The organism is Staphylococcus sp. 17KM0847 (assembly GCF_013463155.1).
Taxonomy (GTDB): domain Bacteria; phylum Bacillota; class Bacilli; order Staphylococcales; family Staphylococcaceae; genus Staphylococcus.
On the sequence record NZ_CP040781.1, the window covers coordinates 75,084 to 87,903 of the forward strand.

Annotated in this window: 11 protein-coding genes and 1 other RNA gene; 9 read left to right on the forward strand and 3 right to left on the reverse strand. The window is 36.5% G+C overall.

The genetic code is table 11. The features are described 5' to 3' along the window. Positions 1-42: 42 nt before the first annotated feature. Positions 43-777, reverse strand: a complete 735-nt coding sequence (locus FGL66_RS00360; protein ID WP_180809660.1) for an NAD-dependent protein deacylase — start codon at positions 775-777, stop codon at positions 43-45. Between the two features lie 185 nt (positions 778-962). Between FGL66_RS00360 and FGL66_RS00365 the strand changes: the two genes are divergently transcribed. Next, positions 963-1,682, forward strand: a complete 720-nt coding sequence (locus tag FGL66_RS00365) for a DUF3169 family protein (RefSeq protein WP_180809661.1) — start codon at positions 963-965, stop codon at positions 1,680-1,682. A gap of 58 nt (positions 1,683-1,740) precedes the next feature. On the opposite strand, the gene FGL66_RS00370 is transcribed toward FGL66_RS00365, so the two are convergent. Together FGL66_RS00370 and lqo are read right to left on the reverse strand one after the other, a co-directional pair. Beyond that, positions 1,741-1,842, reverse strand: coding sequence for an SE2200 family small protein (locus tag FGL66_RS00370; protein WP_180809662.1), 102 nt, complete (start codon positions 1,840-1,842; stop codon positions 1,741-1,743). Between the two features lie 17 nt (positions 1,843-1,859). Continuing rightward, positions 1,860-3,350 carry an L-lactate dehydrogenase (quinone) gene (gene lqo / locus FGL66_RS00375; protein ID WP_180809663.1) on the reverse strand — a complete coding sequence of 497 codons (1,491 nt, stop codon included), beginning with the start codon at positions 3,348-3,350 and terminating at the stop codon, positions 1,860-1,862. Between the two features lie 467 nt (positions 3,351-3,817). Between lqo and FGL66_RS00380 the strand changes: the two genes are divergently transcribed. The 8 genes from FGL66_RS00380 to FGL66_RS00415 all read left to right on the forward strand — a co-directional run bounded on the left by FGL66_RS00380 (position 3,818) and on the right by FGL66_RS00415 (position 12,820). Next, entirely contained in the window at positions 3,818-5,422 is a 1,605-nt protein-coding gene (locus FGL66_RS00380; protein WP_180809664.1) for an L-lactate permease, read from the forward strand. A 185-nt stretch (positions 5,423-5,607) separates the two neighbouring features. Next, positions 5,608-7,053 (forward strand): PTS system trehalose-specific EIIBC component, encoded by a 1,446-nt coding sequence (gene treP / locus FGL66_RS00385; protein ID WP_180809665.1) that lies wholly within the window; start codon positions 5,608-5,610, stop codon positions 7,051-7,053. A 35-nt stretch (positions 7,054-7,088) separates the two neighbouring features. Continuing rightward, the gene (gene treC / locus FGL66_RS00390; RefSeq protein WP_180809666.1) at positions 7,089-8,732 is read left to right on the forward strand and encodes an alpha,alpha-phosphotrehalase; all 1,644 of its coding nucleotides are present in this window, start codon (positions 7,089-7,091) and stop codon (positions 8,730-8,732) included. 16 nt (positions 8,733-8,748) lie between these two features. Continuing rightward, a complete protein-coding gene (gene treR / locus FGL66_RS00395) occupies positions 8,749-9,474 on the forward strand; it encodes a trehalose operon repressor (protein ID WP_180809667.1) in 726 nt (241 codons plus the stop codon). Between the two features lie 60 nt (positions 9,475-9,534). Next, an RNA gene (ffs, locus tag FGL66_RS00400) (signal recognition particle sRNA large type) lies at positions 9,535-9,804 on the forward strand. A gap of 151 nt (positions 9,805-9,955) precedes the next feature. Continuing rightward, positions 9,956-10,492 carry a GNAT family N-acetyltransferase gene (locus FGL66_RS00405; protein WP_180809668.1) on the forward strand — a complete coding sequence of 179 codons (537 nt, stop codon included), beginning with the start codon at positions 9,956-9,958 and terminating at the stop codon, positions 10,490-10,492. A 208-nt stretch (positions 10,493-10,700) separates the two neighbouring features. After that, positions 10,701-12,389 (forward strand): DNA polymerase III subunit gamma/tau, encoded by a 1,689-nt coding sequence (dnaX, locus tag FGL66_RS00410; RefSeq protein ID WP_180809669.1) that lies wholly within the window; start codon positions 10,701-10,703, stop codon positions 12,387-12,389. Between the two features lie 110 nt (positions 12,390-12,499). Then, complete coding sequence (locus FGL66_RS00415) at positions 12,500-12,820, forward strand: YbaB/EbfC family nucleoid-associated protein (protein ID WP_044361061.1); 321 nt, start codon at positions 12,500-12,502, stop codon at positions 12,818-12,820.

The window sequence follows — 12,820 nt, forward strand, 5'->3', positions numbered from 1 at the left end:
TTTTTTGCACTGTGTCATATGTTTTGTGTATTTAAGGTAGCTTTATGATTCTTTTTTAAGGTGTTCAACAATGTGAATCATATCATCCTGAATAACAAGTTGTGCTTTGTCATCAAAAGGCGTTGCAGTTTGGTTAATAATAATTAAATTTTTACCGTTAAAGTATGTGATGAGACCTGCTGCAGGTTGTACGAGTAGAGACGAACCTAAAACCACCAATGTATCGGCAGTTTGAAGTTTAGTTAATGCTTGATGAATTGTTGTATCATTTAACATCTCTCCATATAAAACAATATCGGGTCGTATGGGACTACCACACTTTTGACAGTGTACTAAATCGTGTTTGATTACTTCTTGTTTAGTATAGTGTGTGTGACAAGACATACAATAAAAACGATTCAGTGTGCCATGCAATTCGTCAACATTTTGGCTGCCAGCATCTGAATGCAAACCGTCAATGTTTTGTGTGATCACCCCGAGAGATTGCCCGGATTGTTCGAGTTGTGCAATCCAATGATGTACAGCATTTGGTTTTTTATCTGCAAAGAGTAAGTAACGCTGACAAAAAGCCATAAAACCAGTAGGGTCAGTATGCAAATAGTCAGAACTTAGTAAATATTCGGGAGAGCGACCTTCCTTTTCGACTTCATCATACAAGCCACCTGCTGAGCGAAAGTCTGGAATACCACTTGCCACAGAAACACCTGCACCTGTGAAAAAGACAATCCGTTGTGAATGATCTATAATGTTTTTTAATTGTGTGATCGTGCTGTTCATTATTCGTTCACTCCATTTATAACTTGTTCATTCTAACATAGCATTTTTCATATAAAGGAGGTATTAATTTGTTTCAAGAATGATAGATATATTTAAAAGAGATGATGTATTTTGACAAATAAGGTTGTCATTATGAATATTTTATAATACATTTATATCATCAGAGGATCGAGGAGGAAAAATCGATGAAAGTATGGCGGTTTTTAGGATTAATATTGCTCGGCGGATTAGTAGGAGGTGTGATAAGTATCGTTTTTAACATAGCAAATGGATTTCATTTTGTTACGTTAAAGTTAGAAAACAATCAAGTGATGATGACGATTACGTTTATAACACTTTTGATTATATTATTGTTATTTATATATAGTTTGTGGATACAACGTAAAGCTTTAGTATGTAAACAGTATATTTATCAAAACAAAGTCGATAGTGATACGGATTTATTAGAAAAAGAAGGAGAGCAATTGTTTTGGCAAGTTGGTATGCTCATGTATGGACAGTATACGGTATTGTTTATCTATTGCTTTATACTCGTTTTAGGCAATGCTTCTGATCGTTTTTTATGGTATATCCCATTTGTAGTTTTTGTGACTAGTCTAAGTGTACTCCCCTATAACTTTTTTGTTCGAAAATATGATCAGAGATTTCCTAAAGTGGGAGAGAAACAATATACTGAAAAGGTACTGGCAATTATGGATGAAGGAGAGCGTCATATTACATTATTATCAATGTATAAAACATACAGTATCAATATTTCTTTATTAATTATAGGAATTATTGTGTTAGGTTGTTATTCAATCAGTTCGCAATCGAATCAATCAGTAGGTATGTTTATATTAATTGTATTGTTTATTTATAATGCTTTTGCTTATATGCTGAAAGTCAGAAATTTTTATAAAATATAAAAATCCATTGAATATCAGACGTATCGTCGATATTCAATGGATTTTGTATTACTAGAGATTAGTATTCAATATTTGGCATTTTATTAACGCTTTGTTGATAGCGTTTCAATGCAACAGCCGCTGCACCAAAAATAATTGAAAGAATGACTAATTTTTTCATATCGATGCGCACTCCTTTTATTCGTAATAGTTCAATTCTAAGTCTTTAGAAGTTTGTTCACGTGTTTTGCGCATTAATGCTTCATCATCAATTAATGATTGACCATATGAAGGAATCATTTTTTTGATTTTTGTTGTCCATGCCTCTAACTCTTCAGGGAAGTTACGTTCAATAACTTCTAATGCAACTGATACAGATGTTGATGCTCCCGGTGACTCACCAAGTAAAGCAATAACACTATGATCTTCTGAGTTTACGACCTCTGTACCGAATTGAATGAAGCCTTTTCCGTAGTCTTCAGTGTCTTTAATAACTTGAACACGTTTACCTGCAGTGTATAGCTCCCAGTCTTCATCGCGTGCTTCAGGAACAAATGTGCGTAAATGGTTCATGCAGCCTTCTTTAGTCATTAAAATTTGATCGAATGAGTATTTTAATAATGGTAAGTTTTTCGCTGCTGACGCCAATAATGTTGTGATATTGTAAGGTTTCACAGATTTGAATAGGTCTAAGTTTGAACCATTTTTCAAGAATTTAGGGCCAACACTTGCGAATGGTCCGAATAAAAGTGTTTTCTTACCATCGATAAAGCGTGTATCTAAGTGTGGCACTGTCATTGGTGGTGTACCAGGTGGTTCTTTACCGTAAACTTTAACTCCGTGTTCTTCGATAACGGATGGATTCGTACATGCTAAGAATTGACCTGTAATAGGGAATCCACCTAAGTTTTTACTTTCAGGAATACCTGTTTTTTGAAGTAATGGAATTGCGCCACCGCCTGCACCGATAAAGATAACGTCTGCGATTTCAGTTTGAACACTACCTGTTTTGCGGTTACGAACTTTAACTTCCCATTTGCCATCTTCACGGCGGTGGAAGTTTGTTACTTCGTGGTTGTAACGTACATCGGCATTAGGGTGTTTTTCCATGCTACGTGCCATTTTACGTGTTAGTTCACCAAAGTTAACATCTGTACCTTCATCAATTTTACTTGCAGCCATAATATCACTTGCACTGCGACCTTCCATCATTAATGGCATCCATTTTTTCATAACTTCAATGTCTTCCGTATATTCAATATTATCGAACATAGGGAATTGTTTCATTGCGTTGTAACGGTTTTTAAGAAACTTAACATTGTTTACGCCACGCACAAAGCTAATGTGTGGTAATGGATTGATAAAATCTCTAGGGGTATCAATGTTTTTGCTTTTTACAAGATAGCTCCAGAATTGCTTAGAAATCTCAAACTCTTCATTGATAGATTTTGCTTTTTCAATATCAATAGAGCCATCAGGTTGTTGTACTGTGTAGTTAAGCTCACAAAGGGCTGCATGTCCAGTACCTGCGTTATGGTTCTCATTTGAACTTTCCTCACCTGGCTGATCTAAACGCTCATAAAGCTTTATGTTCCAGTCGGGCTCAAGGTCTTTGATCATTGAACCGAACGTTGTGCTGAGTACACCTGCTCCAATAATAATAATATCTTTGCTGCGTTTACTTGTCATAACGATCACCTTTCTATTTTGCTTGAGAGCAAGGCAATGGTTTACCTTGATATTTTCTATTATATACCACTCTTTTTTGATTTTAAATGATATATGTTTATACAATGAAAATTTATAGAGTGACACTGTAAAAACAGAGAGAATTAAACGATTTATAGGAAATATAGCTGTTTTATAGTAAATATATCAATGCTTTTGATTGAGTATACACATACCAATTTAAATATTTAAAGTAATTTGTAACTTTAATGTTGAAAATAAGTTAGAAACTTTTATACTTTAATCTATTTCAATAAAAAACTTGGAAATTGTCGAAAAAAGTAATTTTCTATAAACTTATTAACAATAAATTAAAATTTAATAATATAAATGTTGAATTCACACAAAAAAACGCTTACAATTTGGTTGAATTAGTCATAGGGTCATCTGATGTCTGTGGCGAAGGTTATTTAATTGGGGGAATTAAGATGAATGTTTTATTAATGCTCGTTGCGTTAAGTGCAGTAATCGTACCATTTATTTGTCTGGTTGTTTTACGCATGTCTGCTCTTGTGGGGATGACAATTAGTGCGATTATTGTGACTCTATTGGGCTACTTTGTATGGGGCATCGAAGGCAATGTAATTACGGCATCTTTTTTACAAGGTGTACATAAAACATTAACAATTATTTTAATTTTATTCGGTGCGTTAACATTATTGAATACATTGAGAGAAACAAATGCAGTTGCACGTATTAATGCGGGTTTTCAAAATGTGTCACACGATATGCGTGTACAAGTTATTATTGTGGCATTTTTGTTTGGTTCATTAATTGAGGGTGCATCAGGCTTTGGGACACCAGCGATGGTTACAGCACCTTTAATGGTTGCACTTGGTTTTAAACCTTTAACAAGTGTTGTCACAGCACTTATTGCTGATAGTGTATCTGTTTCGTTTGGCGCAGTAGGGACGCCTATATTGGTTGGGCTAAGTACACTAAAAGATGCTGATGATGCATTGTTTCAAACAACAGCTGTTCGTGTAACAACGGTTGAGTTACTGAGTGGGATGTTAATACCACTCATATTAGTTGCGACAATGGTTGTCTTTTTTGGTAAAGGAAAAAAAGGAAAGGCAATTTTAGAAATTTTACCGTGGACACTTTTTATCGGTGCAATTTATGTTGTAATGGCATGGGTATATGCACTACTTACTGGGCCAGAGTTTGTATCTATTCTTACACCATTAACCGTTTTAATTGTAGCAGTATATACAGCAAGAAAAGGAATACTCGTTCCAACAACAATTTGGCAAGATGCATTGACAGATGATTATGATACAACAGCTGATACAACACAGCATGATATGAGTTTGTTATCTGCATGGTCTCCATATTTAATTGTAGTTGGCTTGCTATTGTTAACACGTGTGATTGAACCAGTCAAAGATTTTACGACTGCTGTATTCAATTTGTCATGGAATGAGATATTAGGTTATGAGAGTATTTCATCAAGTTGGGAGCTTCTTTACTCTCCCGGAACAATATTGCTTATATCTGCCTTTTTAGCTGTTATTATTCAACGCAAATCCATTCGTAACTTCACAAAAGCCTGCCGTTTATCAGCTAAGACAATTCGTGTAACAGGTATTACATTGATTGCGACACTTGCAATGGTGCATGTATTTAGTAACTCTGCTCTGAACACAAATGAGTTATTAAGTATGCCAGAATTTATTGCACAGGGTATGGCGCATACATTTGGTGATGTTTGGTTAGTTATTGCCCCGTTTTTAGGTGCGCTTGGTTCGTTTATTACTGGCAGTGCGACTGTATCAACGTTGACATTCGCACCGATTCAAGCCAATATTGCTACGGCGATTGGTGCTGATCCTTATACGATTTTAGGTGCACAAGTCATTGGAGCAGCGGCGGGTAATATGATTTGTGTTCATAATGTAGTAGCTGTATGTGCCGTAGTAAATATGTCTGGTAAAGAAGGAAGTGTGATTAGTAAAACACTTGGACCAGCGATGTTGTATTGTATTTTAGCTGGAATTAGTACATTAGTTATGGTGAGCTTCTTTTTCTAAAGTAAATTGATAATCTAATAAATATCGTAAAGACACAACTTTTAGAGCGAAAATGTTGTGTCTTTTTACTATATAAAAGAGAAAAAGAAATAAATAAAAACAAAATATATTGAAAGCCTTTACAATACTTGTATAGACAAGCTATAATTTGTCTATACAAGTCTAAGGGCTAAGGAGTGATTAATGTGGCAGTGAAACAAATGGATGTGCAAGACATTATTGAAGCGATAGGGGGTGCTGATAATTTACAGTCAGCAACACATTGCGTAACGCGTTTGAGATTGGTGTTAAATGATGATAATCAAGTAGATAAGGAAAGATTGAGTGATAACCCACTTGTAAAAGGGCAGTTTAAAGCTGACAACCAATATCAAATTGTTATTGGTCCAGGGACAGTGGATGAAGTGTATAAAATTTTTATACGAGAAACGGGGACACAAGCAGTTTCTAAAGAAGAAGCAAAGGCTCAAGCAGCCAAAAAAGGTCATCCGCTTCAACGTTTAATTAAGTTGTTAGGTGATGTGTTTATTCCTATACTACCAGCTATCGTAACAGCAGGTTTGTTGTTGGGGATTAATAATGTATTAACGATGAAAGGGGCAAATGGTGCACCGTCGATTATTGAACGCTTTCCTCAAATTGCAGATATAGCGGATATTATTAATGTTATTGCAACAACCGCATTTATATTTTTACCTGCACTTGTAGGCTGGAGTGCAATGCGTGTATTCGGTGGTAATCCAGTGCTTGGTATAGTATTAGGACTTGTGTTGATGCATCCACAGTTGTTATCACAATATGCTATTGGGACGACTGATGATATTCCCACTTGGAAACTATTCGGATTAGAGATTGAGCAACTTAACTATCAAGGTCAAGTGTTACCAGTACTAATTGCAGCGTATGTACTCGCACGAATTGAAAAAGTATTAAATAGAGTTGTACCAGATGCTATTAAGTTGTTAGTTGTGGGACCTGTTGCATTATTAATTACAGGCTTCTTAGCTTTCTTAGTTATTGGACCGGCTGCTTTATGGATAGGTACAGGTATTACGGTGGCTGTGACTTGGTTATTTGATACGGCAGGATGGCTCGGTGGAGGTATTTATGGTTTAGTTTATGCACCTCTCGTTATTACAGGCTTACATCATATGTTCTTAGCAGTGGATTTTCAATTGATCGGTAGTGAATTACAAGGTACATATTTATGGCCTATTTTGGCACAGTCGAATATTGCACAAGGTTCAGCTGCATTAGGAGCATGGTACGTCTTCAAAAAGCGCCAAATGCATAAAGAACGTGGGTTAGCAGCAACATCAAGTTTGTCAGGTTTTTTAGGCGTGACAGAGCCAGCCATGTTTGGTGTGAATCTACCATTGAAATATCCATTCTTTGCAGCAATTATTACGACAATGTTCACGGGGGCCTTGATTGGTGCTGCTGGTGTACTAGGAAAAGTTGGTGTAGGCGGTCTTCCAGCAATCATCTCTATTAATCGTGAATTCTGGGGCGTATTTGGAGTGGCAACGGTAATTTCAGCTATTGTACCAGCAATTTTGACAGTTATTTTATCGAAGTTTATACGTGAAAAAACAAAAGAAATAGTAGATACTCAAGATAAATCTCTTTAATGTGAAGAAGAAAATCATAAAAGGTGGCTGTGGTAATGACGCAACAAGATTGGAGAAAATCCGTAGTTTATCAAATTTATCCAAAATCATTTAACGATACGACAGGCAATGGAGAAGGTGATATTCGAGGTATTATTAACAAGCTTGATTATCTAAATTTTTTAGGTGTAGATTATTTGTGGCTAACACCGATTTATGATTCGCCAATGAATGATAATGGATATGATATTCGTGATTATTATCAAATTAACGCGCAGTTTGGTAATGAATCAGACTTACGTGAATTAGTCGATGAAGCACATGCACGTGGGTTAAAAATTATGTTGGATATTGTGATTAATCATACTTCAACGGAACATGCATGGTTTGAAGCAGCAAGGCAATCTAAAGAAAGTCCATATCGGGATTACTACTTCTTTAAATCATCTGAACAGGGGTCACCAACAAATTGGGAATCTAAGTTTGGAGGTAATGCTTGGCAATACGATGCGCAGACGGCTGAATATTATTTACATTTATTTGATGTAACACAAGCCGATCTTAACTGGGATAATCCTAAAGTAAGAGAAGCGTTATATAAAGTGATTAATCATTGGATTGACTTTGGGGTGGATGGATTTCGTTTTGATGTGATTAACTTGATTTCAAAAGGCGACTTTGTAGACTCTGAAGACATTGGAAAAGAATTTTACACAGATGGCCCACGTGTCCATGAGTATATCCACGAAATGAATAGGGCGACATTTGGAGGCAAAGACTTAATGACCGTAGGAGAGATGTCGTCCACAACGATTGATCATTGTATCAACTATACAAAGCCAGAACGTCATGAATTGAATAGTGTTTTTAATTTTCATCATTTAAAGGTTGATTATAAAGATGGTGAGAAGTGGACGAATGAAAAATTTGATTTACAACAACTTAAAACCATATTGATGGAATGGCAGACAGGCATTTATAAGGGCGGTGGTTGGAATGCGATATTTTGGTGTAATCACGACCAACCACGTGTTGTTTCAAGATTTGGGAAGGATATAGATGAAGAAACACGTCAACAAAGCGCGAAAACACTTGCAATTGTGTTACATTTATTACAAGGTACACCTTATATTTATCAAGGTGAAGAAATCGGTATGACAGATCCGCATTTTACATCGATCAATCAATATAGAGATGTTGAATCATTGAATGCATATCAGACCTTAAAATCGAAAGGTTATAGTGAGGCAGAAGTTTTAGCGATTCTTGGACAGAAGTCTCGAGACAACTCGCGCACACCTATGCAATGGTCAGCAGATAAGCATGCCGGTTTTACTACGGGGACACCATGGATTGATGTAGCATCTAACTATGAAACAATTAATGTAGAGGCGGCGATGGCAGACCCTGATTCGATTTTGTATACGTATAAACACCTAATTGAACTGCGTCATACACATGATATTATTACATATGGGAATATCGTGCCACGTTATATGGAACATCCACAGTTGTTTGTGTATGAACGTCATTATAAAGGTGAAATATGGACAGTTGTTGCTAATATGACTGATACAGTTGCATACTTGCCAGAAGATTTAGCAGCTCTGTCTGGTGATACGATTATTCAAAATGGGTCGGTCACAGAAGAGTACCTTGAGCCGTATGCGTCGTATGTTATTTCCGTAGAAGTAAATTAAGAGGTAGACGTAGAGCATGAAAAGGCAAAATAAGTTTAAGTATATTTATGAGCAAATGCGTATGGCGATTATTGATGGTATATATGAATATGGTGCACAACTCCCTTCAGAACATCAACTTGTAGAACAATATCATGTATCACGTGAAACAGTTCGGAAAAGTTTGAACATGCTCGTTTCAGATGGAATGATACAAAAAATTCGTGGCAAAGGTTCAGTGGTTATTTATCGTGGAGTAACAGAATTTCCGTTTGCAGATTTAGTGAGTTTTAAAGAAGTACAGCAACAGAAGGGGACAAAACATCAGACAAGTGTGGTTGTTTTTGAACGTATTGCTGCAAGAGATGTTCCTCATGTAAAGCAAGCGTTGAATATTACAGGAGAACGTTATTTATGGCACGTGGTGCGTCATAGAAAAGTTGAAGGTATAACAAAAATCATTGATGAAGACTATATTTTATATGACTTATTTCCTGATTTGACGCGAGAGATTATGGCAGATTCGTTATATAACTATGTTGAACAGGTCAAAGGGTATGAGATTAGTTTTTCAAGTAAATCCATTACTTTTGAACCATTTGGCGAAATGGAGAAAGAAGTGTTTGGTAATGTCACCCCTCAATATACAGCAACTGTTCGAGGGATTGTGCATTTAAAAGATACAACACAATTCCAATACAATGTCTCTAAACATATTGCAACAGAATTTCGATTTGTTGATTTCTCAAGACGTCAAAAATAATTGTGAATATATGGTGTTACACTTGCAATATAAAGTGCATATATAGTATGATTAATCGTACCGTGCTAAGCGGGGAGGTAGCGGTTCCCTAAACTCGAAAACCGCTTTATGCGAGGCTGAATTCCTTTGTCGCGGACGTGTATTTGTGAAGTCTGCCCAAAGCACGAGGTGTTTGAAGATTTCGGTCCCATGCAATATGAACCCATGAACCATGTCAGGTCCTGACGGAAGCAGCATTAAGTGGATTCTCATATGTGCCGTGGGGTAGCCGAGATTTAGCTATCGACTTTGGTAACGTTTATGATGCACGTTCAACACAAAGGTGCACGGTTTGAATATGTATATAATAAAATTGTGATAAAAAGAGTTGAGATAATGCACTAGGGTGCTGTTATTTCAACTCTATTTTTGTGGTTTTAGATAATGTTATACTTGTTATAATCCTTTTGATAAGATGAAGTATTGAATGGGAGGTAGAAAGATGTCTGTATTTATTAGTACATTAACGGAAGTAGATTATGATCCGTCACTTGAAATGATTACACGTGCTTTTGAAGATGTGACAGAGTCAAATCATCGTGAAGCACAATTGGTTAAGGCACTGCGTATGGCGCCAGATTATCGCTATGAGTTAGAAGTGATTGCTAAAACAGAGGATGGGGAAGTGATTGGTCACGCAATGTGTAGTGAAGTCACTATCCATAGTGAGACAGAAACATACAGAGCGTTGGCGTTAGCCCCGTTATCTGTTGCTCCTCCATATCAAAATAAAGGTATTGGCAAAGCACTTGTTCAAGCTTTAGAAGAGCGTGCTTATACACAAGAATACACAACTATTGTTGTATTAGGACATGCAGACTATTATGCACAGCTTGGTTATGATGTTGCTGCAAACTATAATATTATGTCGCCATTTGATGTACCACGAGATATGTTCCGAGTAAAATTTTTGTGGGATACATTGGAAGACCATCCGCATGGTATGGTACGTTATCCTGATCCTTTTATGCAAAAATAACTTACTTACAATATTTTTAGATTAGCAAGCATTCATTGTACAGAGATAATAAGTACAAATGTATGGTTTAAAATACGGAGTGAACACGTTACTATTTTTAGTGGTCGCTAGAGAACAATAAGGATTTTGAGTATGTTAGCGTTTGGTGTTACTTCTAAATTGAAGTGAACATGGTATAATAAAGGCATTGTAAATCGGAGGTGCTAAAATGGACTATCAAGCGCTATATCGTATGTTTAGGCCGCAAAGTTTTGAAGACATAGTGGGTCAAGAACATGTTACGAAAACGTTGAAAAACGCTATTGCAAAAGGGAAACAATCACATGCCTATATTTTTAGCGGCCCTAGAGGTACAGGGAAAACAAGTATTGCTAAAATCTTTGCGAAGGCGATCAATTGTGAAGAACGTGATGATGGTGAGCCGTGTAATACTTGTCCAACTTGTCGAGGTATCACACGAGGTACCAACTCAGACGTGATTGAGATAGATGCTGCGAGTAATAATGGTGTAGATGAAATACGGAACATTCGTGATAAAGTAAAATATGCACCGAGTGAATCGAAATATAAAGTATATATTATTGATGAAGTCCATATGCTGACAACAGGGGCATTTAACGCGTTGTTAAAAACACTCGAAGAACCTCCTGCACATGCAATATTCATTTTAGCAACAACGGAGCCTCATAAAATCCCACCCACGATTATTTCACGTGCACAGCGATTTGACTTTAAAGCGATTAATCAAGGGCAAATTATATCACGTTTAAGATACGTTGCTGAATATCAAAAGATTACATATGATGAGTCGGCTTTAGAATTTATTGCCAAAGCTTCTGAGGGCGGTATGCGAGATGCACTTAGCATTATGGATCAAGCCATTGCCTTTGGGGATGAGCGACTAACGTTACAAGATGCGCTTGATGTTACAGGAAGTTTAGCTGAAGCAGATTTAAATGCATTGTTAAAAGATGTTGTACAAGGTGATGTACATGCAGCTTTTGAGCGTTACCATGCTTTTGTAAGTCAAGGAAAAGAAGTCAATCGTTTAATCAATGATATGATTTACTTTGTACGTGATACCATTATGGCAAAAACAACAAAGCATCCCACTGATTATGATGGGCTAGCGCATCTATCACTTAACATACTGTATCAAATGATAGATGTCATTAATGATACACTTGTGTCTATTCGCTTTAGTGTAAATCAAAACGTTCACTTTGAAGTTTTGCTTGTTAAACTATCTGAAATGATCAAAGAACAAAGTCATATAGATTCCAAACAACACCTAGAAACACCAGCTGACACGGTACTAGTTAAGCGATTAGAAGCTTTGGAAGCAGAGGTGAACACTCTGAAATCTCAAGGAGGTTCACGTACTTCAACAACGAAACAGCAATCTCCGAGACGACGAGGAGATTCAGCAACATATTCAGTTGAACGTATAGCTAAGGTGTTAGACAAGGCAAATAAAGAAGACATCGCGCGTATTAAAGAGCGTTGGCTAGATGTGATTCAGTATGCTAAAGATCGTGAGCAAAAAGCGCTTGTCAGCTTGCTTCAAAATTCTGAACCTGTTGCAGCAAGTGAAGATAAAGTGTTGATTAAGTTTGAAGAAGAGATTCATTGTGAAATATTAAAAAAAGATGAAGAAAAGCGACGTAGTGTAGAAAAAGTCATTAAAGATATTATTAATAAATCTGTCGAAGCAGTAGGTGTACCTGCTGACAAATGGATGCAAGTGCGCAGTGACTATATCACAACACGTAAGCGCAATGCACTTAATCACGAAAACAGTAATGAGCAAGCGGCTCCAAAACAGTCTAATGTCGTACAAACGGCGAAAGACCTCTTTGGTGAAGATATCGTCCATGAAGTCGACGGTGATACATGACAATAGAGTTAAAGGTATGTATAATTGTAAAAGAATCTTGAGTGAACATAGCTCTTGAACTAATAAGAGAATAATCAACAAATGCTTATATATTAAGGAGGAAAGACATTATGCGTGGTGGCGGTAATATGCAGCAAATGATGAAACAAATGCAAAAAATGCAGAAGAAAATGGCTGAAGAGCAAGATAAGTTAAAAGAAGAAAAAATTGAAGGAACAGCTGGTGGCGGCATGGTTAAAGTTGTCGTAACAGGTCATAAAGAAGTTGTGGATGTCATTATTAATGAAGAAGTAGTAGATCCAGAAGATGTAGAAATGTTACAAGACCTTGTACTTGCTGCAACAAATGAAGCGATGAATAAAGCTGATGAGTTAACGGCAGATCGTTTAGGCAAGCATACTAAAGGGCTCAACATTCCGGGATTGATGTAA

Bases quoted from the DNA above. Each gene is read 5' to 3' on its own strand.
- FGL66_RS00405 (WP_180809668.1), top strand. From the start codon at position 9,956: ATGTCTGTATTTATTAGTACATTAACGGAAGTAGATTATGATCCGTCA.
- FGL66_RS00380 (WP_180809664.1), top strand. From the start codon at position 3,818: ATGAATGTTTTATTAATGCTCGTTGCGTTAAGTGCAGTAATCGTACCA.
- FGL66_RS00415 (WP_044361061.1), top strand. From the start codon at position 12,500: ATGCGTGGTGGCGGTAATATGCAGCAAATGATGAAACAAATGCAAAAA.
- dnaX (WP_180809669.1), top strand. From the start codon at position 10,701: ATGGACTATCAAGCGCTATATCGTATGTTTAGGCCGCAAAGTTTTGAA.
- treC (WP_180809666.1), top strand. From the start codon at position 7,089: ATGACGCAACAAGATTGGAGAAAATCCGTAGTTTATCAAATTTATCCA.
- lqo (WP_180809663.1), bottom strand. From the start codon at position 3,350: ATGACAAGTAAACGCAGCAAAGATATTATTATTATTGGAGCAGGTGTA.
- treR (WP_180809667.1), top strand. From the start codon at position 8,749: ATGAAAAGGCAAAATAAGTTTAAGTATATTTATGAGCAAATGCGTATG.
- FGL66_RS00365 (WP_180809661.1), top strand. From the start codon at position 963: ATGAAAGTATGGCGGTTTTTAGGATTAATATTGCTCGGCGGATTAGTA.
- FGL66_RS00360 (WP_180809660.1), bottom strand. From the start codon at position 777: ATGAACAGCACGATCACACAATTAAAAAACATTATAGATCATTCACAA.
- FGL66_RS00370 (WP_180809662.1), bottom strand. From the start codon at position 1,842: ATGAAAAAATTAGTCATTCTTTCAATTATTTTTGGTGCAGCGGCTGTT.